A 21,275-nucleotide genomic window follows, 5' to 3' on the forward strand; every position below is an offset into this window, starting at 1 on the left:
CCACCAGAACCGCCGCCCGCAGCGCGGGCGCTCGCCGTCGCCCCGGCCGGCGCCCGCAGGCCCTGGTTGCCCCGGTCCTCGCAGCCCTGCGCCGCGGCGATGGCCAGCGCGACCCCGAGGGTGACGGTGACGAAGACGACCAGTCGCTGCCGCAGCAGCCGCTGCCGCGCGCCCGGGGGCCGCGCCCCGGGGGCCGGGGTGTGCTGCCGGTCGCGGGGTCTGGGCCGGTCGCGCCCGCCGGGGCGGCCCGGCGGCGGAGTCTGCGGCCGGTCCGGTCGCTCCCGCAGCGGCCGGGTGACGGGCGTGGGCTCGGGCCGGGGGAGCGGCGCGCCGGGCGCCCGGCGCGCCGCCGCCCCGCCGGAGGCCTGTCCGGCCGTTCGGCCCGCGCCCGCCCGGGCCCGCGCCGGGGCGGACGGTTCGGGTGCCCGCCCGGGCGCGGGCACGCCCTGCGCGGGGGCGTCCGGCCGGCCGGTGTCGGGTCTCGCCGGTGCGGCGGGCGCCTGGGCGGCCGCCCGCCCGGGCCGGGCCCCGCGCGAACCCCCGCTCCCAGCGCCCATCGCCGCGCCGCGCGCCGCCAGTTCGCTGAGCCGCTCGTGCAGCGCGGCCGCACCGGGCCGTTCGGCGGGCTCCTTGGCCAGGCAGGCCCGGATCAGCGGCGCGAGCTGCGGAGGGACGGCCGAGAGGTCGGGCTCCTCGTGGACGACCCGGTAGAGCATCACCTCGGAGGACGCCCCGGACCCGAAGGGCGTGTCCCCGGTGAGCGCGTACGCGAGCGTGGCCCCGAAGGCGAAGACGTCCGTGGCCGGCGTGACGGCCGCGCCGCGCACCTGCTCGGGCGCGAGGAAGCCGGGGGAGCCGACCGCCGTGCCGACGTGGGTGAGGGTGCTGGCGCCGCGCGACCACGCGATGCCGAAGTCGATGATCCGCGGCCCGCGCGGCGAGAGCAGGATGTTGGAGGGCTTGAGGTCGCGGTGGACGACGCCGGCCTCGTGCACCTTGACCAGCCCGTCGGCCAGCGCGGCCCCGATCCGGGCCGCCTCCGGCCAGTTGAGCGGCCCTTCGTCGCCGACCCGCTTGTAGAGCGAGGGCCCCGGCACGTACGCGGTGGCCAGCCAGGGGCGGTCGGCCTCGATGTCGGAGCCGACCACGCGCGCGGTGCAGCCGCCGCGGATGCGGGAGGCGGCGGCGATCTCGCGGGCGAAGCGGGTGCGGAACTCCTGGTCCTCGGCGAGCTCGGCGCGGATCAGCTTGAGGGCGACGCGCTGCCCGCGCCGGTCGGAGCCGAGGTAGACCACGCCCATGCCGCCGGCGCCCAGTCGCCGGTGCAGGCGGTACGGCCCGACGATGCGGGGGTCCTCACGCCTCAGCCGCATCATCGCCATCTCTCGTTTCCCCGTCAGCCCGTGGTGAGGCCCCGTTGGTGTGGGGCATCGTCAGTTCCTGTCCGGCACAGCTTACGGACTGCCCGTTGCGGTGTGCTGATACGCAACACCTCAAGCCGCCGTGCGATTGTCCGATCGTGCACTGATCGGCCGGTCGGCCGGGCCCCGAATCGGTTCTCGGGGTTCCCCCTCAGGGATCCCCCGGGGCCGCGACGGCGGCTCCCTCCCCCTCCGGTAGTACGCCTCAAGTCCGAGCGTCATCCTCCGGGATGCCCGAGGAACAGTACGACGGCATGACGCCCGGACGGCCCCCTGACGAATAGCGTTGTCTCCAGCGGTGGGCGGGGAGCTCGTCCCCCGAGGTAAGCCGTCCACCGCGCCAACTCGACCGGAACAGGAGCCAGGCAATGGCATCGCAGCTCACGGGTGACCCCCGACGCCGCCGCCGTCCGCCCTTCGTCCAGTCCCGGTCCACCGAGCAGCAGACCCGGCACCCCGCCGTGGCGTTGGCCATGGCACTGCCGTGCGCCGTGCTGCTGGTGATGCTGTTCGGCGGTTGGGACCAGATGGTGAACCAGGCCTCGGCCGTCGCCGATCTGATCGGCCGCTGAAAAACCGCCGGCCCCACCCGGGGCCGGCCGCAGAACGGGCACCGATCCCCTGGGGACGGGGAGCGGTGCCGCCGGGGAGGCCGCGGCCGCGCTGAATCGCGGACGGGCGAGAGCGGTGCGCAGAGCGCCCCGGCAGGCGGAGACGCCGCGTACGGACGTCGGTGAGGGCGGCCGTACGCGGCTCTTCATCTTTCCCACCGGCCCCCGAGACGTTCCACAACGTCCGGTCGGCCCCCGAGAACGCCAAAAGGCCGGGGCCGCGACCCTCACGGATCGCGGCCCCGGCCGTCACTGTGTGCGCGATACTGGGATTGAACCAGTGACCCCTACCGTGTCAAGGTAGTGCTCTCCCGCTGAGCTAATCGCGCCTGGTAAGGCGGTCCTGCAGCGGACTCCTGGGAGTCCGACGTGCGCGATACTGGGATTGAACCAGTGACCCCTACCGTGTCAAGGTAGTGCTCTCCCGCTGAGCTAATCGCGCCTGGTAAGGCGATCTTGCAGCGGACTCCTGGGAGTCCGACGTGCGCGATACTGGGATTGAACCAGTGACCCCTACCGTGTCAAGGTAGTGCTCTCCCGCTGAGCTAATCGCGCCTGGTAAGGCGATCTTGCAGCGGACTCCTGGGAGTCCGACGTGCGCGATACTGGGATTGAACCAGTGACCCCTACCGTGTCAAGGTAGTGCTCTCCCGCTGAGCTAATCGCGCGGGGAGGTCCCCTGGCAGAACCGGGTGATCCTCTTGGAGGTGGAGACGGGATTTGAACCCGTGTACACGGCTTTGCAGGCCGTTGCCTCGCCTCTCGGCCACTCCACCAGGCAACACACGAAGAACGATCTTACACTGTTCTCCGTCGAGCGGACGACGAGATTCGAACTCGCGACCCTCACCTTGGCAAGGTGATGCTCTACCAACTGAGCCACGTCCGCCTGTCTCCCGGGGGCCTCACCGGTTTTCCCGGCTGCGCTCCCTGGCGACGTGTTGAACTCTAGCGGATTCCCGGGCCAGCTAAAAATCCGTTCCCGCAGCATGCCGAGGGCATGCCCGCCGAGCACCCGCCGGCCGACCCCCGCGCAGGGGCACAGGCCGCCACCTGCGGCGCTTCCGGACGATCACCCGCAGGCCACCTCGCGCACACCCGCGCGACGCCCGCGACTGCTCGCCCCCCGCCCGGCGCCCGCCCCGGCCCGGCGGTCGACCACCAGTACGGGAGCGCGCCCCCGACCTACACTTCAGGCACCGCCACCCCCGCACCACCGCGCAGGAGAACCGTGTCCGGCCCCACCGACCCCAGCACCCCGCTCGCCCGCTTCGGCGGCCGCCTGGCCACCGGGCTGCGCGACGTCACCTCGGACCCGGCCGCCCTCGACTCCGCCGGCTACTGGGCCGTCGTCCACGACTTCGAGGGCCGCCTCACCTGCGCCCGCTTCGACGACGTCCGCCCCGCCCCCGCGCCGCCCTCCGGCGCCGGCTGGCGCGGCCCGGACGCCGGCGAGTGGCACAGCTCCCTGGACCGCGCCGCCTACACCGCCGGCGTTCGCCGCATCCGCGAGCACATAGCCGCCGGCGAGGTCTACCAGGCCAACCTCTGCCGGGTGCTCTCCGCACCGCTGCCCGACCCCGACCGCAGCGACATCGACGCCCTCACCGGCCTCCTCGCCCACGGCAACCCCGCCCCGTACGCCGGCACCGTCCGCCTGCCCGAACACGGCGTCGAGATCGCCACCGCCTCCCCCGAGCTCTACCTGCGCCGCACCGGCCGCACCGTCTCCTCCGGCCCGATCAAGGGCACCGGCCGCACCGAGGACGACCTCCTCGACAAGGACCACGCCGAGAACGTGATGATCGTCGACCTGGTCCGCAACGACCTGGGCCGCGTCTGCGAGACCGGCACCGTCACCGTCCCCGACCTGTGCGCCGTCGAGAAGCACCCCGGCCTCGTCCACCTCGTCTCCACCGTCGAGGGCACCCTGCGCGCCGACGCCGGCTGGCCCGAACTCCTCGCCGCCACCTTCCCGCCCGGCTCCGTCACCGGCGCCCCCAAGTCCAGCGCCCTGCGGATCATCGAAGCCCTCGAGACCGCCCCGCGCGGCCCCTACTGCGGCGCGGTCGGCTGGGTCGACGCCGACCGCGGCGAGGCCGAACTCGCGGTGGGCATCCGCACCTTCTGGCTCGACCGCACCGACCCCGAGACCCCGGTCCTGCGCTTCGGCACCGGCGCCGGCATCACCTGGGGCTCCGACCCCGACCGCGAGTGGGCGGAAACCGAACTGAAGGCCGCCCGACTCGTCGCGATAGCGTCGGGCAGCGAAACCCTCTGACGCGCCGGCCGAGACACCCCGCCGCCGGCACCACCCCGAGGAGCAGCGCCCGATGCACACCCCCATCACGAGCTGGGTCAACGGCAGGCTCGTCGACTCCACCGCACCCGCCGTCACCGTCCTCGACCACGGACTCACCACCGGCGACGGCGTCTTCGAAACCATGAAGGTCGTCGACGGCCGCACCTTCGCCCTCACCCGCCACCTCGATCGGCTCACCCGCTCCGCCCGCGGCCTCGGCCTGCCCGACCCCGACCACGACCTGGTCCGCGAAGCCTGCGCCCAGCTCCTCGCCGCCGACCCCGTCCCGCTCGGCCGCCTGCGCGTCACCTACACCGGCGGCACCGCCCCGCTCGGCTCCGAACGCGGCACCGCCGGCCCCACCCTGGTCGCCGCCCTCGGCGCGATCACCCGCCGCCCCGACGAGACCGCCGTCGCCGTCGTCCCGTGGCGCCGCAACGAACACAGCGCCGTCGCCGGCCTCAAGACCACCTCGTACGCCGAGAACGTCGTCGCCCTCGCCGCCGCCCACCGCGCCGGCGCCACCGAGGCCCTGTTCGCCAACACCGCCGGCCGACTCTGCGAAGGCACCGGCTCCAACGTCTTCGTCGTCCTCGAAGGCCGCCTGCTCACCCCGCCGCTCGCCTCCGGCTGCCTCGCCGGCATCACCCGCCAACTCGTCATCGACTGGTGCGGCGCCGAAGAGGCCGACCTCCCGCTCGACGCCCTCCAGAACGCCGACGAGGTCTTCCTGACCTCCTCCACCCGCGACGTCCAGGCCGTCACCCGCATCGACGACCGCGAACTGCCCGGCACCGGACCGATCACCGCCAAGGCCATGACCGTCTTCGCCGAGCGCAGCGCCGACGACCTCGACCCGTGACCCGCACCCCCGGCACAGCGCACCGGCACGGATAACCTCCCCGACGAGGGGAAGGGACCACCACATGACCACCACGCTGCGCCCCGAGGGCCCCGAGACACCGACCGCGGCCGGCGGCCGCACCAGACGCTGGCGGATCCTCACCAACGGCCGCCAGATCGGCTCGCTGCGCACCGCCGCCGTCCCGGTCGGCGGCCAACTCTGGGGTGAGATAGCCGAATTGGAGATCACCGAAGGCCGCGGTCGGGGTCGCGGCACCTTCGGCGCACTGGCCGCCGAGGAGGTGCTGCGCGGCTGGGGCTGCACCCGGGTGGACGTCAGGATCCCCGACTCCGCGCCGACCGCCCGCGCCCTCGCCGGAGCGCTCGGCTACACCGAGCGCTCCCTGGCCCTCGCCAAGCGGCTGACCACCGCCCCCGCCCTGCCCGCCGGCGTCAGCGCGCGCCCGTTCGAGGAGGACGGTCTGCGCGCCTGGCTCGACCGCTCCTCGGCCGACTACGCCCGCGCGCTCGTCCGCTCCGGCCTCACCGAGGAGCAGACCCGCGCCAGGGTGGGCTGCGACCAGCGACTGCTCCCGGAGGGCGCCGACACCCCGGGCAACGCCCTGGCCAGCCTGTACGGACCGGACGGCGGGCCGCAGCCGTACGGCTCGATCTGGGTGGACCTCCACCTGACCGACCTGCCGGACGGCGAACCGCTCGCCTGGGTCATGGTCGTCGAGGTGTCCCCGGCCCACCGGGGCCGGGGACACGGACGCACCCTGATGCTGCTCGCCGAACGCGCGTGTCTGGCGGCCGGCGTACGGAACCTCGGGCTCAACGTCTTCGCCGACAACGAGGTGGCCATCGGCCTCTACGCCTCGCTCGGCTACGGGATCACCAACCGCCTCTACGGCAAACAGCTTTGACGAAGAGTCAGAAGCGTCGGGAGTGTCAGGAGGTCTTCGCCGCCTCGATCACGGCGACGATCCGCTCCCGCAGCCCCTCCTGGCTCTGCCCGCCGTCCAGCCGCTGCCCGCCGATCACGTACGTCGGCGTGCCCTTGACCCCGATCGCCTTGCCCTCGGCCTGGTCGGAGTCCACGGTCAGCATGTGCCGCCCGTCGATCAGCGCGGTGTCGACCTCCTCGACGTCCACCCCGACCTCCCGGGCCACGTCCAGCAGCACCTTCTGCCCGCCCGCGCCCAGCTCCTCGGTCCGGGCCAGCAGCGCCTCCACGAACGGCCACCCCAGCCCCTGCGCGAACGCCTCCTCGGCCGCCTCGGCGGCGGCGTAGGCGTGCTTGTGCTTCTCCAGCGGGAAGTGCCGCAGCTCCACGGGCAGCGCGTCACCGTACTGCGCGCGCAGCGCCCGGACGTCGTCCAGCGCGGTGCGGCAGTCCGGGCACTGCAGGTCGCACCAGAACTCAAGGCGGGGGAGGGAACCATCGATCATCCCCCCAGTGTTCCACTAAGTGGGAGCCCGCTCCGGCCGGAGGGTGCCCCCGCGGCGGACCGACAGGGAGGCTCCGGAATGACCAGACCCACCGGACCGGAAGGTCCGCGCCCGTGCTGACCGCGGCGATCAGCTTCCTGCTCACGGCGGGCGGAGTCGCGGTCGCGGGCCTGCGGGCCCGGCAACGGTGCCTCCGCTCGGCGACCCGCTGGTTCGCGGTCGCCCTACTGCCCGCCGGGCTCTACCTCACCGGCCTGTTCCCGCTGGCGAGCACCATCGGCCGCGCGTTCGCCGACTGGGCGACCAAGCTGGTCTTCGACCCCCGGGTGTGGACGGGCGTCGCACTGCTCGGCGTCTCCGCCGCCCTGCTGCTGGCGACCACCCGCTGGGGCGCCCGCCGCGACGCGGTCGAGTCCGCCCCCGAGCGCCCGGCCGCCGCGGGCCCGGCCCCCGACCGCCCGGCGGTCGCTCCCGCCCCGCCGAAGCCGAAGAAGCGGGCCGGCGGCAAGCAGGACGACGGCCTCGGCGACTTCGCCGACATCGAGGAGATCCTCCGCAAGCGCGGAATCTGATCGGCAGAACCGGCCCCGGCCCGGGGCTCGGGCTCAGGCCGAGGGAACGGCCTCCGCCGAGCGCTGCCGGGCCCGGTACGCGGCGACGTGCAGCCGGTTCCCGCAGGTACGGCTGTCGCAGTAGCGCCGCGAGCGGTTGCGCGAGAGGTCGACGAAGACCCGCGCGCAGTCCGGCGCCTCGCAGCGCCGCAGCCGCTCCCGCTCGCCGGCCATGAAGATGAAGGCCAGCGCCATGCCGAGCTCGGCCGCCAGGTGGTCGCCGATCGCGGCGTGCGGCGCGAAGTAGTGGATGTGCCAGCCGTGGTGGTCGTGGTTGACCAGCCGGGGCGTGGTCCCGGCCGCCGCGACGACCGCGTTGACCAGCTCGGCGGCGTCCTCGGTGGCCTCCGTCCCGAACACCTCGCGCAGCCGGGTGCGCAGGGCCTGCACCTGGTGCAGGTCCTCCTCGGTGAGCGAGTCGATCTCGCTGATCTCCTGCCGGACCACGAACGCGTTCAGCGCCGCGACGTCCGGCAGCCGCTCGGTGCCGCACACCTCGGGTGCGGTGTTGAGCAGATCGACGAGGATGCTCAGTGCGCACTCGGTGTCATGGGTGATCAGCACGTTGGGGGCTCCTCGCGCAGGGGGACTCCGGGTACCCCGCGGACACGGTTGACCCAAGACCATACCGGGCCGTGCGGCGGAAGGGCGGCGCCTTCCTTCGAAGGCGTGTACGGATTCCGTCAGAGCCCCGCAAACCGGGCGCACCACCTTCCGTGTGCCCCCCGTACGCCCCCCCCCGGAACGCCAACGGCGCCCGGCATCGGGGCCGGTCACCCGTGAGGGTGACCGGCCCCGATGCCGGGCGCCTGTGGTGGCGGCGGCCCGCTCCGGTGGGAACGGGCCGCTCACCGGCCCCGAGGCCGCGTGGTGCGCGGCTGAGTCTGCTGCCGTGCCCCCGAGTAGGACGGCAGTGCGGACGACAGGGGGTACGGCCCCGCCGACAACGGGGCTGGACCGCCTCCGGACGGGGTCAGCTTTCGGCGAGGATGTGGGACAGCTCCCGGTCGAGGTCGAAGTGACGGTGTTCGGTGCCGGGGGGCACCGCGGCGTCCGTCCGCTTGAGGAACGACTCAAGCGCCCGGGCCGGGGCCTCCAGCAGGGCCTCTCCTTCCGGAGAGCTAAGTGCGATGCAGACCACCCCTTGCCCGTGGCTGCGCGACGGCCACACCCGGACGTCGCCGGTACCGGTGGGTCGGTGCAGCCCCTCCGCGAGGAGATCTCGGGCGAACACCCACTCCACGGTCTCGTCGGCGCCCGTGTGGAACGTGGCGTGCACGGCGTAGGGGTCGGCGGTGTCGTAGCGCAGGCCCGCGGGGACGGGCAGTGAGGACTCGCTGGACACGATGAGGCGCAGGTGCAGCTCGCAGCTGACCGTGGTGTTCATAAGCGCCATGGCCTTTCGCTCAGTGTGCGCTCGGGGAATCGCACGTCGGCGAACGGACCATCCCACCCCGAAGACCGATGTAAACCCCTCTGTCCCGATTCGGGCGCGAGTCGTACCCCTTACGGCGCATTGCGGAATCGCCCCCGAGTACCCGCCCGGGGCATTACCGGCGGTTCTCTCCGCGGGTTTCCGGCTCCGCCCGTACCGGCCCTGTAGGAAGCGCCAAGCCGGCCGGGAACAGGGGAGCGGGTGGTGCGGCCCTGCCTGACGAGTCGGCCGCACGGGCGAGTGCGCCAGGGGAAGGGCCCTGTGTCCCGCCCGGGGCCCGGGGTCGCCCGGGGTCGCCCGGGTCCCGGCCGGCCCCGGACCAGGAGGGTGTTCGGACCACCCTCTCGGATGCGGTAATGTTTTCCCTGCACCCGGGCGATTAGCTCAGCGGGAGAGCACTTCGTTCACACCGAAGGGGTCACTGGTTCGATCCCAGTATCGCCCACCGGAATGCATTGTGATATGTGAGGCCCAGCCGATTATCGGCTGGGCCTCACATGTATTTCCGGAATCCCCCGAACGCCCCCGCAAATCCCGCTCCGATGCTGAGGCACTGTCACCTTCCGCCCGGAGTGCGAGTTCTGCGGATGCGTCGGCACCCCGGAACGGGCGAGTTGTACGACCGCCTCCGAACGGTGCTACAGTTCATCTCGTTGCCCGGGCGATTAGCTCAGCGGGAGAGCACTTCGTTCACACCGAAGGGGTCACTGGTTCGATCCCAGTATCGCCCACCGGACAGCACGCAGGCCCTGATCGGGAAACCGGTCAGGGCCTGCGGCGCGTCCGGGCCCGAACCGCAGCCCGGGCCCGCCGCTAAGCCGCCGCCTCGCAGCCGTGCGCCGGCTCCAACCGCCGCCCGCACCCGCACCGGGCCGGCCGCAGCGGCCACGACAGGTCCACCCGCTCCGGCGTCCCCGACCGGTCGAACCAGCGCTGCAACCCGCGCGCCTGCGCCGCGTGCCAGATCGCCTGCCGAAGATGCAGCTCCGCCGCCGACAGCCCGCCCAGCGCCGCCGGGTACCGGGCACCGATCCGCCGGGTCAGCGTCAGCGCCGCCGTCGCGTCCGCCGCCGCGTCGTGCGCCCCGGCCAGCTCGACCCCGTAGTGCGCGCACAGGTCGGTCAACGTCCGGCGGCCCTTGCGGTACCGGTCGACGTGCTTGTCCAGCACCCGCGGATCCAGTATCACCAGCCCCGCCGCACCCAGGCCCTCCGCCAGCGCCACCCCGTGGTGCCGGCGCAACTCCCGGTCCAGCAGCGTGAGGTCGTACGGCGCGTTCATCACCACCACCGGACACCCGGCCCGGGCCTGCGCCGCCAGCGCCCGCGTCACCTCCGCCACCACCGCGCGGGCCGGCCGGCCGTGCGCGCGGACCTGCTCGTCGGTGATGCCGTGCACCGCGCGGGCGCCGTCCGGGATCGGGACGCCCGGATCCGCGAGCCAGGTGGTGCTGTGGGTCGGTTCGCCCGGGGCGAGTTGGACGACCAGCGCGGCCGAGACGATCCGATCGGACTCCACGTCCACGCCGGTGGTCTCGGTGTCGAAGGAGGCGAGTGGGCCGGTGTACCAGAGCTGCTGCATGACTGCCCCTCAGGCGAGCGTTCCGCGCGCCCGGTTGATACCCGGTTCTGACGCCCGCTCAACCCGTTTGGCGCAGGCCGGGCCGGGGATCCTGCCTCCGGAGAATCCCGTTCGAACAGGACGGGCCCGGAGCCGGGGGAGGCCACGGGCGATGGCACTGACGCAGCCACCACCACAGCCGCGGCCGGACGGGGCCGCGGCCGTCCTGCGCGGGAACCTCGCCGTCACCGCCTGCATGGAGACGCTGCAGGTCGGCTACCTGCACGCGGTCGCCGCCGCGGCCGGCTGCTCGCTCTCCCAGCCGTTCCCGGACAACGGCATCGACTGGCAGGTCAGCCACGGCTCCCCGGAGCACGAGGTGGACGACGAGGTCACCGTCAAGATCCAGCTCAAGGCCACCCAGCAGATCGCCCCCGACCCGGCCGGGCCGCACTTCAGCTTCACCCTCGACAACGCGCACCTGCGCAAACTCGCCCGCCCCCGGGTCGCCGTACCCCGGATCCTGGTCGTGATGCTGCTGCCCAGCCGGGTCGACGAGTGGCTGCGGGCCCGGCCCGACGCCATGGAACTGCGGCACTGCTGCTACTGGGTCAACCTGGCCGGCCACCCCGTCACCGGACGCCGGCGCACCAACGTCCGGGTGCCCACCGACAAGGTCTTCGACGACCGCGCGCTCTGCGACATCATGGCCCGGGTCGGCGCGGGCGAGAGCCCGTGACCGCCCGGCCCCGGCAGCGAGGAAGCACACCCATGACACCGCCGCTGACACCGCCGCACGGACCGGGCGAGCCCGCCCGCCCCCTGCCCGACCCGGCCACCGTCGACCCCGCGGTGCTCGCCACCCTGCTCGCCCGGCACGGCTGGATCCGGCGCGGCGGCCCCGCCGCCCGCTACGGCCGCTGGACCCCGCCCGACGACGAACCCGGCACCAGCCTCCTCGTCCCCGCCGACGACGGCTTCGACGACGCCGTCGAACTCCTCACCGACGCCGTCACCGCGCTCTCCCGCTCCCGCACCCCCAGCGCCCGCTCGATCCTGCTCGCCCTCGCCGTCCCCGGCGACGAACTGCGCTGGCACCGCGACCTGCCCGGCCCCGCCGACACCGCCCCCTGGGACGACGCCGAACGGCTCCAGCGGGCAGCACGCACCATGCTCGCCGCCGGCGCCAAGGCCGGCCGGACCAGGGCCGCCTACTACGGCGCCCGGCTGGACGGCCACGCCGGGGAGTTCCTCGACCGCGTCCTGGTCGTCGAACAGGGCGCCGTCGACCAGGGTGCCGCCCTCACCGCCCACACCCCCGCCCCCGAGGGCCGCACCGCCGTCACCACCCTGGTCCGCGCCCTGGAGGCCCTGCGCGACGCCGTCGACTACCGCCGGGTCAGCGGCGGGCCCGAGGCCTTCGAGAACGCCGTCCAGGCCGGAGTCAGCCGGGAGCTCGTCCAGTCCGTCGAGGACCTGGTCCGCGGCACCACCGGCGCCGGGCTCGCCGTCGCCTGGTCCGCCGCCGCCGGAATCCCCGGCGGCTTCGGCGACCGCCGGATCACCCTCGACTTCTCACCCGGCGACCTGCCCGCCCTCGCCGAGGCCGCCGACCTGCTGGAACGCCTCGAACCCGCCGTCGCCGCCACCGTCACCGGCCTGGTCGTCCGCCTCAAGCGGGCGGACCCCGGCGGACCCGGCTCCGTACGGCTCCGCGTCCTCGGCGGCGCCGAAGTCCGCGAACTCAAGGTCCGGCTGCCCGACCCCGACTACCGGCTCGCCGCCGAAGCCCACCTGGCCGGCCTGCCCGTCCGGCTCTCCGGACGGCTCGAACCGCGCGGCGGCTTCCGTCGCCTCGGCCGGCCCCACGGCCTGGAACTCCTCCCCGGCGGGGCGGACGGCGACCACGAGCAGCTGCTCAAGGGGCTCGGGGACGGGGACGAACAGATCTAGGTGACGGCGGGGGCGGCGCGCTCGGTACCATCGTCAGACGCAGCGCAGTGTTGCGTCCTCTAATCCAGCACGTCAGGAGAGACCGGTGACGGACGTCCGGGTAATCATCAGCCGCGAACCCGATCGGGAAGAGCGCGTGGTGACGACGGGCACCACGGCCGCCGAGCTCTTCGCCGACGACCGCTCGATCATCGCCGCCCGCGTCGGCGGCCAGCTCAAGGACCTCGCCTACGCCGTCCAGGACGGCGACGAGGTCGAGCCGGTCGCGATCGACAGCAAGGACGGCCTCGACATCCTGCGCCACTCCACCGCGCACGTCATGGCCCAGGCCGTGCAGCAGCTCTTCCCCGAGGCCAAGCTCGGCATCGGCCCGCCGGTCAAGGACGGCTTCTACTACGACTTCGACGTCGAGAAGCCCTTCCAGCCCGATGACCTCAAGGCCATCGAGAAGCGCATGCAGGAGATCATCAAGCGCGGGCAGAAGTTCTCCCGCCGCGTGGTCACCGACGAGTCCGCCCGCGAGGAGCTGGCCGCCGAGCCGTACAAGCTCGAGCTGATCGGCCTCAAGGGCTCCGCCGCCACCGCCGGCGAGGGCGCCGACGTCGAGGTCGGCGGCGGCGAGCTCACCATCTACGACAACCTGGACGCCAAGACCGGCGAGCAGTGCTGGGGCGACCTCTGCCGCGGCCCGCACCTGCCCAGCACCCGGCACATCCCGGCGTTCAAGCTGATGCGCAACGCCGCCGCGTACTGGCGCGGCAGCGAGAAGAACCCGATGCTGCAGCGCGTCTACGGGACCGCCTGGCCGACCAAGGACGAGCTCAAGGCCCACCTGGACTTCCTCGTCGAGGCCGAGAAGCGCGACCACCGCAAGCTCGGCAACGAGCTCGACCTCTTCTCCATCCCCGAGGAGATCGGCTCCGGCCTCGCCGTCTTCCACCCCAAGGGCGGCATCATCCGCCGCGCCATGGAGGACTACTCGCGCAAGCGGCACGAGGAAGAGGGCTACGAGTTCGTCTACACCCCGCACGCCACCAAGGGGAAGCTCTTCGAGAAGAGCGGCCACCTCGACTGGTACGCGGACGGTATGTACCCGCCCATGCAGCTCGACGAGGGCGTGGACTACTACCTCAAGCCGATGAACTGCCCGATGCACAACCTGATCTTCGACGCGCGCGGCCGCTCGTACCGTGAACTGCCGCTGCGCCTCTTCGAGTTCGGGACGGTGTACCGGTACGAGAAGTCCGGCGTCGTGCACGGCCTGACCCGGGCCCGCGGCTTCACGCAGGACGACGCGCACATCTACTGCACCCGCGAGCAGATGGCGGAAGAGCTCGACTCCACGCTGACCTTCGTGCTCAACCTCCTCCGTGACTACGGTCTGACCGACTTCTACCTGGAGCTGTCGACCAAGGACCCGGTCAAGTACGTCGGCTCGGACGAGACCTGGGAGGAGGCCACCGCCGTTCTGGCGGCCGTGGCCGAGAAGCAGGGTCTGCCGCTGGTGCCGGACCCGGGTGGCGCGGCCTTCTACGGCCCGAAGATCTCGGTGCAGGCGCGTGACGCCATCGGCCGCACCTGGCAGATGAGCACCATCCAGCTCGACTTCAACCTCCCCGAGCGTTTTGATCTTGAGTACACCGCGGCGGACGGCTCGCGTCAGCGGCCGGTCATGATCCACCGCGCGCTGTTCGGTTCGATCGAGCGCTTCTTCGCGGTGCTGCTGGAGCACTACGCCGGTGCCATGCCGCCGTGGCTGGCCCCGGTCACCGTGACCGGCATCCCGATCACCGACGAGCACGTGCCGTACCTGCTGGAGGTCGCGGCCGAGCTCAAGAAGCACGGGATCCGGGTCGAGGTGGACACCTCGGACGACCGTATGCAGAAGAAGATCCGCAACGCCCAGCGCAGCAAGACCCCGTACATGCTGATCGCCGGCAACGACGACGTCGAGGCGGGTGCGGTGTCGTTCCGCTACCGCAACGGCGAGCAGAAGAACGGCGTGCCCCGTGACGAGGCGATCGCCGAGATCGTTGATGCTGTGGCGCGCCGCATCCAGGTTTGATGACTTCCCCGCCTGAGCGGGGGTGATCCGAACGGCGTCCCAGTCGCTGAGGCAGTCGCCGAGGTAAAGCGCGGGGCAGGCTCTGAACGAGTCTGCCCCGCGCGGCTTTGCAAGCACGGTCGGGCGAATATGCTGATCAGCATGACGACTGAGCCGGAACTGCAGCGGGGCGTCGGTGAGCCGGACGGCTTCCGCCGCCTGTGGACCCCCCATCGGATGGCGTACATCCAGGGTGAGAACAAGCCCACCGGCCCGGCTCCGGACGACGGTTGTCCGTTCTGCTCGATCCCGTCGCTGAGCGACGAGGACGGGCTGATCATCGCCCGGGGGAGCGCCGTGTTCGCGGTGCTGAACCTGTACCCGTACAACGGCGGTCACCTCATGGTGGTCCCGTACCGGCACGTGGCGGACTACACCGACCTGGACGAGGCGGAGACGGCCGAGCTGGCCGACTTCACCAAGCGGGCGATGACCGCGCTGCGGGCTGCGTCCGGGGCGCACGGGTTCAACATCGGGATGAACCAGGGCGCGGCGGCCGGTGCCGGGATCGCGGCGCACCTGCACCAGCACGTGGTGCCGCGCTGGGGCGGGGACACCAACTTCATGCCGGTGGTCGGCCACACCAAGGTGCTGCCGCAGCTGCTGGCGGACACCCGCAAGATGCTGGCCGAGGCCTGGCCGCAGGGCTGAGAGGGCTGAAACGGCTGAAAAGGGGCCCACCGCCGAGGAGTTCGGTGGTGGGCCCCTTCGCGTCGAGGGCGTTCAGTTGGCGTTGAAGGTGTCCACCTCGTACGGGCGGCTGCCCTGCGCCTCGGACTTGATGATCGAGGTGCGGTTCTTGAAGAAGCGGTCGGCGTCGAGGTCGTGCTCCTGGAGGAACTCCAGCGTCGCGTTGTGGACGGCGTTGAGCACCGGGACGGAGAGGTTCATGGCATTGTCGACCATGGAGCGGTTCTCCCAGGCCCGGCCGACCCAGACGTGCCGGAGGCCGAAGGGCTCGGGCAGGCCGAGCCCGCCGCCGAGCCAGCCGAGCAGGCCGGGCGCCCGGTAGAAGGGGGCGCGGACGGCCTGGCGGACGACCTCGTCGTTGTCGATCAGGGGGAGCTTGACCGTGCGTTCCTCCCAGAACTTCACGGTCTTGGGGATCGACTTCTCCTTGTCCTTGGGCTTGTCGAAGAAGACGCCCTTGACCGGGCCGAGCGCGTAGCCGGCCACGGCGATGGCGAGCACGTCGGCGAGCAGAGTCACCGTGACGGTGAAGGTGAGCACCAACTTGCCGTCGTGGGTGATGAACTGGGTGGCCAGGTAGTGCCGGGGGCCGCCGGGGAAGGTCTGCTTGTCGGCGATGCTCTGGACGGCGAAGTCGCGCATCCGGTCGCCGTCCATGTCGGCGCTGCCGGCGGCGGGGCGGCTGATCTCGTCGGCGCCCTCGCCGATGTCGAAGACCACCCACTGCTTGATCTGCACGTTGGGGATGCCGCTGTTGGCGACGTGGCTGATGCCGAGGCCCTTGAGGTGGGAGGAGATCCGGCGGACCAGGTCCCAGGGGTGGAAGGCGCGGAAGTCGGCGTGGCCGGGGGCGGGGTGGAGGGTGTCGGCGAGGCGCCATTCGCCCCAGCGGCGGCCGGCGCCGAGGATGCCCTTGGGGCCGGCGTAGTGCTGGATGTTGGTTTCCTGCTCGGCGTCGAGGCGGCCGAGCTTGTCGCGCAGGTCGGTGGCCTTCTTGTCCAGGTCGTCGCGGGGGACGGCCCGGGAGACGGTGGCGGCGACGGCGCTGCCGCTGACCAGGTCCTGCCAGCGGGCGCGGAGGTCCTTGGCGGAGCGCTCGACGATCCGGCGGGCGAGGTACCAGCCGATGACCGGGGCGAGCATGGTGATCCGCAGGTAGAGGCCGAGGACGCCGGCGGCCGGCGGGCGCACCGCGAGCAGGACGGCGAGGATGCCGGCGGCGATCAGGGCGAGGCCGCCGTAGACGTCGGCGCCGCGCTGGTTGTCCCGCTTGAGCCAGGCGCGCAGCTGGAAGGCGCCGAGCCAGACCAGGGTGCCGGGGAGGAAGAGCAGGGCGGTGACGACGGTGACGGTGCTGAGCTGGCGGTCGCGGGCGTTGCGGAGTTCTTCGGCGGCCAGGCAGTGTTCGACGACCTGGCGGGCGTCGACGCCGAAGGAGGGGACGAGGGGTTTGCGGTCGCCGCCGAGGGCGCGGGAGACCAGCGCCTTGCTGAAGGCCTCGCCGAGGTTGGGGCGGAAGAGCGCGAAGCGGCCCTTCTTGGCGGTGGCGTCGGTGACGGCGTCGACGAAGCCGGTGACCTCGCCGTCGCGGTAGGCGGCCGAGGAGAGCGCCAGGCTGACGGCGGTCTGCGGGCCGGTGTCGGTCCGGGGTATCTGCGCACCCGGGGTCATGTCGAGTGTGGTCACGGCGGCGTCCCCTCCTCCCCTTGTCAGCGGCAGGTTACCGTGCCGTGGCACCGTCGCGCGGATGATCGTCTGAAGTACCGTCACGATCAGGCCGCGGGGGCCTGAGGGGCATGATGCCCAGGTTCGGGCAGGTCGATACCCGGTGGGGCGGGGTGTGTGAGGGCGGAGGAGGATGGAGGTGTTCCGCGAGTTCGGGGAGGTTGCCGTGAAGGATCCGGTGCTGGTTTTCGACGGGGATTGCGCGTTCTGCTCGTCCTGCGTGCGGTGGGGTGAGCGGTACCTGCGGCAGACCTTGGCCTCGGGGGGCTGGGAGGCGGTGCCGTTCCAGTTCGCGGATCTGGCGGAGCTGGACGCGTTGGCGGGTGGTCGGGGCGAGGTGTCGGCCGAGCGGGCGGAGCGCGAGGTGCTGTGGGTGACGCCGGCGGGCCGGGTGTACGGGGGCGCGCAGGCGGTGGCGCGGTTGCTGATGCGCTCCGGGGGCGTGTGGGCGTACGCGGGCGCGGTGTTGGCGCTGGCGCCGGTGCGGCCGGTGGCGGCGGTGGTGTACCGCTGGGTGGCGCGCAACCGGCACCGGATGCCGGGGGGTACGGCGGCGTGCGCGCTGCCGAACCGGAAGCCCGTTCAGTCGGTGTAGCGCTCGGCGAGGGCGGGGGGCATGGGTTCGTGGCGCAGGTGGGCGCGGGTGAACTCGGCGGTGCCGTGGGTGAGTGAGCGCAGGTCGATCGGGTAGCGGACGAGTTCGAGTTCGGGGACTTCGGCGCGCAGCAGGGTGAGGCCGGGGCCGCCGGTCTCGGTGCCGAGGACGCGGCCGCGGCGGGCGGAGAGGTCGCCGAGGACGGCGCCGAGGTAGTCGTCGGGGAGCAGGACGGTGACGGCGGCGACGGGTTCGAGCAGGCGGATGACGGCGTGCTCGGCGGCGTCGCGCAGGGCGAGGGCGGCGGCGTTCTGGAAGGAGGCGTCGGAGGAGTCGACGGAGTGCGCCTTGCCGTCGGTGAGGGTGACGCGGACGTCGACGAGGGGGTGGCCGGTGGCGACGCCTTTGGCGAGTTGGGCGCGGACGCCCTTCTCGACGGAGGGGATGAAGTGTTTGGGGACGGCGCCGCCGACGACGTGTTCCTGGAACTCGAAGCCGGAGCCGGCGGGGAGGGGTTCGACCTCGAGGTCGCAGATGGCGTACTGGCCGTGGCCGCCGGACTGTTTGACGAGGCGGCCGTGGCCGGCGGCGGCGGTGCCGAAGGTCTCGCGGAGGGCGACCTTGGGTTCGACGGTGTCGACGTGGACGCCGTGGCGGGTGCGCAGGCGGTCGAGGACGACGTCGGCGTGGGCTTCGCCGGTGCACCAGAGGACGAGCTGGTGGGTGTCGGGGTTCTGTTCGACGCGCAGGGCGGGGTCTTCGGCGGCGAGGCGGGTGAGGGCTTGGGACAGTTTGTCGTCGTCGGCCTTGCTGTGGGCTTCGACGGCGATGGGGAGCAGGGGTTCGGGGAGCGTCCAGCCGTCGAGGTCGACGGGGTGGCCGGGCTCGTGGACGGTGTCGCCGGCGCGGGCGGTGGTGAGTTTGGCGGCGCAGACGAGGTCGCCGGCGATGGCGTGCGGGACGGGGCGCTGGAGTTTGCCGAAGGGGCTGGTGAGGGCGGTGACGCGGTCGTCGCCGTTCTGGTCGGCGGTGTGGGCGGGGCCGCTGAGGTGGATCTTGGTGTCGGGGCGCAGGGTGCCGGCGTAGAGGCGCAGGAGGCTGATCCGTCCGACGTAGGCGTCGCCGGTGACGCGGATGACCTGGGCGGCGAGGGGGGCGTCGGGGTCGCAGGCGGGGGCGGGGCGGGTGCGTTCGGTGGGGTCGGGGAAGGCGTGGGTGATGAGGTCGAGGAGTTCGGCGGCGCCGAGGCCGTTCTCGCTGGTGGGGACGGCGGGGTGGAGGGTGCAGGCGAGGACTTCGCGGCGCAGGCCGGCTTCGAGGGCGTCGGGGTCGAGGGGGTCGCCGGCGAGGTAGCGCTCCATGAGGGTGTCGTCCTGGCCGGAGATGGCTTCGACGAGGCTGTCGTGGGCGGGGCCGGTGTCGGGGAGGGGGGTGGCGTCGCCGTAGGTGTCGCCGGTGATGAGGTCGACGCTGCCGTCCGGGTGGCCGTCGTGGTGGACGGGGAGGAAGAGCGGGCGGAGGGTGTCGGGGCCCAGGTCGAAGGCGTCGTGGCAGGCGGTGAGGATGTCGTCGAAGGCGGTGCGGGCGAGGTCGAGTTTGGCGACGGCGATGGCGCGGGGGATGCCTTCGGCGGCGCATTGGCGCCAGAGGGCGCGGGTGGGGGCGGTGACGGGGTCGGTGGCGGAGACGACGAAGACGGCGGCGTCGGCGGCGTGGAGGGCGGCGCGCAGGTCGGCGGTGAAGTCGGGGTGGCCGGGCGGGTCGATCAGGTTGATCTTGACGCCCTTCCATTCGAGGGGGAGGAGGGAGAGCTGGACGGAGCGCTGTTGCTGGTGCTCGATGTCCTCGTGGTCGGAGACGGTGGTGCCGTCGGTGACGCGGCCGGCGCGGCCGGTGGCGCCGGCGGCGAGGGCGAGGGATTCGGCGAGGGTGGTCTTGCCCACACCGGCGGGGCCGATGAGGGCGACGTTGCGCAGGTCCTGGGGGCGGGCGACGGCGGGTGCCTGGCCGGCTCGTGCCGTGCTGCGGTCGGGCATCGGGGTCTCCTCCCGTGGCGCCGAGGCTGTCTCTTGGCAGTCTTTGGCAGTCTAGGGTCGGGTGTCGCGGTGGCGCGTGTCGTGCGGGTGGTCGGCGCGCCCGCCGTACGGGTGGTCGGTGACCGTGCGTGTGTGCGGCGGCGGCCGGTGCGCGGAGCGGCGGTGCGTGCGACGGAGGGTGTCCCGGGCGTGGCTACGATGGTTGCGCCGGACGGGCTGATCCGTTCGGCCGTCTGCCGCGCGTGCCGCGCCAGGCGGGTGCCTGGAGGATCGGAGCGGCTGGGAAGGCCATGCTCAACAAATACGCGCGTGCCTTCTTCACACGTGTTCTGACCCCGTTCGCCGCGTTCCTGATCCGGCTGGGCGTGAGCCCGGACGCCGTGACGCTGATCGGTACCGCCGGTTCGGTGGCCGGTGCGCTGGTGTTCTTCCCGCGTGGGGAGTTCTTCTGGGGCACCATCACGATCACGCTGTTCATCTTCTCGGACCTGGTGGACGGGAACATGGCCCGGCAGCTGGGCCGGAGCACCAAGTGGGGGGCGTTCCTGGACTCCACGCTGGACCGGGTCGCCGACGCGGCGATCTTCGGCGGTCTGGCCATGTGGTACGCCGGTCAGGGCGACAACAACCTGCTGTGCGCGGTGGCGATCTTCTGCCTGGCGAGCGGCCTGGTGGTGTCCTACACGAAGGCGCGGGCGGAGAGCCAGGGCCTGCCGTGCGACGTGTCGGGGCTGGTGGAGCGGGCGGAGCGGCTGGTGGCCAGCCTGGTGGCGGCCGGGGTCGCGGGTCTGCACAAGTTCGGGGTGCCGTACGTGGAGTGGTTGCTGCCGGTGGCGCTGTGGCTGGTGGCGGCGGGCAGCCTGGTGACGGTGTTCCAGCGGATGCTGACCGTGCGCCGCGAGGCGTTCGAGGCCGACCGTGCGGCGGCCGGGAGTTGACGGGGGGCGTCCTGCGGTGACGGACCGACTGGTGTACTGGGCGTACGCGCTGGGCTGGGGGGTGCTGAAGCACCTGCCGGAGTCGTGGGCGCGCGGGCTGTTCGACCGGCTGGCGGACTACGCGTGGCGCAAGCGCGGCAAGCGGGTGCTCCAGCTGGAGCGGAACCTGGGCCGGGTCCGGCCGGAGCTGGACGAGGCGGCGCTGCGGGAGCTGTCGCGGGCGGGCATGCGCTCGTACCTGCGCTACTGGATGGAGTCGTTCCGGCTGCCGGTGTGGAGCCGGGAGCGGGTGGCCCGGGACGTCCGGGTGGAGGGCTTCGAGCACCTGAAGGCGCCGTTGGAGGCCGGGCGGGGCGCGGTGATAGCGCTGCCGCACATGGGCAACTGGGACCTGGCGGGAACGTGGGTGGCGCAGCAGGGCCACCCGTTCACGACGGTGGCGGAGCGGTTGAAGCCGGAGCGGCTGTTCGACCGGTTCGTGGCGTTCCGGGAGGGCCAGGGCATGGAGGTCCTGGCGCTGACCGGTGGCTCGGTGAACGTGATCGGCACGTTGGCGCGGCGGCTGCGCGAGGGTCGGCTGGTCTGCCTGGTGGGGGACCGGGACCTGTCGGAGGCGGGCATCGAGGTGTCGTTCTTCGGTGAGGCGACCCGGATGCCGGCCGGGCCGGCGGCGCTGTGCCAGCGGACCGGGGCGGCGCTGCTGCCGGTGACGCTCTGGTACGACGGCCCGGTGATGCGGGCGCGGATCCACCCGGAGGTGGTGGCGCCGGAGGAGGGCGACCGCCAGGAGCGGACCCGGGTGATGACGCAGGCGCTGGCGCGGGTGTGGGAGCGGGCGATCGCCGAGTACCCGCAGGACTGGCACATGCTGCAGAAGTTCTGGCTGGCCGACCTGCCCGTGCGCGGGACGGTCGGGGAGCCGTCCGCGGCGCGGGCCGCCGAGCCGGCGGCCGAGGCCTCCGGCGCCTGACCCGCCCCGCCCGTACGACCGCCGCGACC

At 72.9% G+C, this 21,275-nt stretch carries 18 protein-coding genes, 8 tRNA genes and 1 pseudogene; 14 read left to right on the top strand and 13 right to left on the bottom strand.

The window, feature by feature from the left end:
- Positions 1-77: 77 nt before the first annotated feature.
- Positions 78-1,382: pseudogene (locus AB2U05_RS27115) on the bottom strand (serine/threonine-protein kinase); the annotation flags it as partial.
- Positions 1,383-1,789: 407 nt separating this feature from the next.
- Between AB2U05_RS27115 and AB2U05_RS27120 the strand changes: the two are divergent.
- Positions 1,790-1,993 carry a hypothetical protein gene (locus AB2U05_RS27120; protein WP_045705788.1) on the top strand — a complete coding sequence of 68 codons (204 nt, stop codon included), beginning with the start codon at positions 1,790-1,792 and terminating at the stop codon, positions 1,991-1,993.
- Between the two features lie 296 nt (positions 1,994-2,289).
- Here the strand turns inward: AB2U05_RS27120 and AB2U05_RS27125 are convergent.
- The 6 genes from AB2U05_RS27125 to AB2U05_RS27150 form a co-directional block, all read right to left on the bottom strand.
- Positions 2,290-2,361 (bottom strand) — tRNA-Val (locus tag AB2U05_RS27125).
- Positions 2,362-2,402: 41 nt separating this feature from the next.
- Positions 2,403-2,474, bottom strand: a tRNA-Val gene (locus tag AB2U05_RS27130).
- Between the two features lie 41 nt (positions 2,475-2,515).
- Positions 2,516-2,587 (bottom strand) — tRNA-Val (locus tag AB2U05_RS27135).
- Between the two features lie 41 nt (positions 2,588-2,628).
- Positions 2,629-2,700, bottom strand: a tRNA-Val gene (locus AB2U05_RS27140).
- 34 nt (positions 2,701-2,734) lie between these two features.
- A tRNA-Cys gene (locus AB2U05_RS27145) sits at positions 2,735-2,808 on the bottom strand.
- A gap of 40 nt (positions 2,809-2,848) precedes the next feature.
- Positions 2,849-2,921 (bottom strand) — tRNA-Gly (locus tag AB2U05_RS27150).
- 342 nt (positions 2,922-3,263) lie between these two features.
- On the opposite strand from AB2U05_RS27150, the gene AB2U05_RS27155 reads away from it, so the two are divergent.
- From AB2U05_RS27155 to AB2U05_RS27165, 3 genes are all read left to right on the top strand, one after another.
- Positions 3,264-4,313: a chorismate-binding protein gene (locus AB2U05_RS27155; protein ID WP_045704710.1), complete on the top strand. Its 1,050-nt coding sequence runs from the start codon at positions 3,264-3,266 to the stop codon at positions 4,311-4,313.
- Between the two features lie 64 nt (positions 4,314-4,377).
- Positions 4,378-5,196: an aminotransferase class IV gene (locus tag AB2U05_RS27160; protein WP_369186004.1), complete on the top strand. Its 819-nt coding sequence runs from the start codon at positions 4,378-4,380 to the stop codon at positions 5,194-5,196.
- A 64-nt stretch (positions 5,197-5,260) separates the two neighbouring features.
- Positions 5,261-6,103 carry a GNAT family N-acetyltransferase gene (locus AB2U05_RS27165; RefSeq protein WP_369184498.1) on the top strand — a complete coding sequence of 281 codons (843 nt, stop codon included), beginning with the start codon at positions 5,261-5,263 and terminating at the stop codon, positions 6,101-6,103.
- 25 nt (positions 6,104-6,128) lie between these two features.
- On the opposite strand, the gene AB2U05_RS27170 is transcribed toward AB2U05_RS27165, so the two are convergent.
- Entirely contained in the window at positions 6,129-6,629 is a 501-nt protein-coding gene (locus tag AB2U05_RS27170; RefSeq protein ID WP_045704718.1) for a DsbA family protein, read from the bottom strand.
- Between the two features lie 113 nt (positions 6,630-6,742).
- Here AB2U05_RS27170 and AB2U05_RS27175 point away from each other — a divergent pair, with 113 nt between their 5' ends.
- Complete coding sequence (locus AB2U05_RS27175; RefSeq protein ID WP_369184499.1) at positions 6,743-7,201, top strand: hypothetical protein; 459 nt, start codon at positions 6,743-6,745, stop codon at positions 7,199-7,201.
- A gap of 33 nt (positions 7,202-7,234) precedes the next feature.
- Here AB2U05_RS27175 and AB2U05_RS27180 read toward each other — a convergent pair whose 3' ends face one another.
- Both AB2U05_RS27180 and AB2U05_RS27185 read right to left on the bottom strand, forming a co-directional pair.
- A complete protein-coding gene (locus AB2U05_RS27180) occupies positions 7,235-7,804 on the bottom strand; it encodes a CGNR zinc finger domain-containing protein (protein ID WP_045704722.1) in 570 nt (189 codons plus the stop codon).
- A gap of 409 nt (positions 7,805-8,213) precedes the next feature.
- Complete coding sequence (locus AB2U05_RS27185; RefSeq protein WP_030056266.1) at positions 8,214-8,627, bottom strand: SsgA family sporulation/cell division regulator; 414 nt, start codon at positions 8,625-8,627, stop codon at positions 8,214-8,216.
- 421 nt (positions 8,628-9,048) lie between these two features.
- On the opposite strand from AB2U05_RS27185, the gene AB2U05_RS27190 reads away from it, so the two are divergent.
- Positions 9,049-9,120: transfer RNA gene (locus AB2U05_RS27190), tRNA-Val, on the top strand.
- Between the two features lie 214 nt (positions 9,121-9,334).
- Positions 9,335-9,406, top strand: a tRNA-Val gene (locus tag AB2U05_RS27195).
- 82 nt (positions 9,407-9,488) lie between these two features.
- Here AB2U05_RS27195 and AB2U05_RS27200 read toward each other — a convergent pair.
- Entirely contained in the window at positions 9,489-10,256 is a 768-nt protein-coding gene (locus AB2U05_RS27200; RefSeq protein WP_369184500.1) for an exonuclease domain-containing protein, read from the bottom strand.
- Positions 10,257-10,407: 151 nt separating this feature from the next.
- On the opposite strand from AB2U05_RS27200, the gene AB2U05_RS27205 reads away from it, so the two are divergent.
- The 4 genes from AB2U05_RS27205 (at position 10,408) to AB2U05_RS27220 (ending at position 14,943) form a co-directional block, all read left to right on the top strand.
- Positions 10,408-10,974, top strand: a complete 567-nt coding sequence (locus tag AB2U05_RS27205; RefSeq protein WP_045708624.1) for a DUF4365 domain-containing protein — start codon at positions 10,408-10,410, stop codon at positions 10,972-10,974.
- Positions 10,975-11,006: 32 nt separating this feature from the next.
- Complete coding sequence (locus tag AB2U05_RS27210; RefSeq protein WP_369184501.1) at positions 11,007-12,188, top strand: hypothetical protein; 1,182 nt, start codon at positions 11,007-11,009, stop codon at positions 12,186-12,188.
- A gap of 85 nt (positions 12,189-12,273) precedes the next feature.
- Positions 12,274-14,253, top strand: coding sequence for a threonine--tRNA ligase (thrS, locus tag AB2U05_RS27215; protein WP_369184502.1), 1,980 nt, complete (start codon positions 12,274-12,276; stop codon positions 14,251-14,253).
- Between the two features lie 129 nt (positions 14,254-14,382).
- On the top strand, positions 14,383-14,943 hold the full coding sequence (locus AB2U05_RS27220) for an HIT domain-containing protein (protein WP_045704733.1): 561 nt from the start codon (positions 14,383-14,385) through the stop codon (positions 14,941-14,943).
- Positions 14,944-15,015: 72 nt separating this feature from the next.
- Here the strand turns inward: AB2U05_RS27220 and AB2U05_RS27225 are convergent, their stop codons facing one another.
- Complete coding sequence (locus AB2U05_RS27225) at positions 15,016-16,668, bottom strand: hypothetical protein (RefSeq protein WP_369184503.1); 1,653 nt, start codon at positions 16,666-16,668, stop codon at positions 15,016-15,018.
- A 178-nt stretch (positions 16,669-16,846) separates the two neighbouring features.
- Here AB2U05_RS27225 and AB2U05_RS27230 point away from each other — a divergent pair, with 178 nt between their 5' ends.
- On the top strand, positions 16,847-17,302 hold the full coding sequence (locus tag AB2U05_RS27230; protein ID WP_244179072.1) for a thiol-disulfide oxidoreductase DCC family protein: 456 nt from the start codon (positions 16,847-16,849) through the stop codon (positions 17,300-17,302).
- On the opposite strand, the gene AB2U05_RS27235 is transcribed toward AB2U05_RS27230, so the two are convergent.
- The gene (locus AB2U05_RS27235; protein ID WP_045708621.1) at positions 17,290-19,338 is read right to left on the bottom strand and encodes an elongation factor G-like protein EF-G2; all 2,049 of its coding nucleotides are present in this window, start codon (positions 19,336-19,338) and stop codon (positions 17,290-17,292) included. The genes AB2U05_RS27230 and AB2U05_RS27235 overlap by 13 nt on opposite strands.
- Before the next feature lie 290 nt (positions 19,339-19,628).
- Between AB2U05_RS27235 and pgsA the strand changes: the two genes are divergently transcribed.
- Entirely contained in the window at positions 19,629-20,276 is a 648-nt protein-coding gene (gene pgsA, locus AB2U05_RS27240) for a phosphatidylinositol phosphate synthase (protein ID WP_045700573.1), read from the top strand.
- Positions 20,277-20,292: 16 nt separating this feature from the next.
- Positions 20,293-21,246, top strand: coding sequence for a phosphatidylinositol mannoside acyltransferase (locus tag AB2U05_RS27245; protein ID WP_045700570.1), 954 nt, complete (start codon positions 20,293-20,295; stop codon positions 21,244-21,246).
- The last annotated feature ends 29 nt before the right edge of the window (positions 21,247-21,275 follow it).

Source organism: Streptomyces sp. Y1 (assembly GCF_041053115.1).
In the GTDB taxonomy this organism is placed as follows: Bacteria; Actinomycetota; Actinomycetes; order Streptomycetales; family Streptomycetaceae; genus Kitasatospora; species Kitasatospora rubellomurina.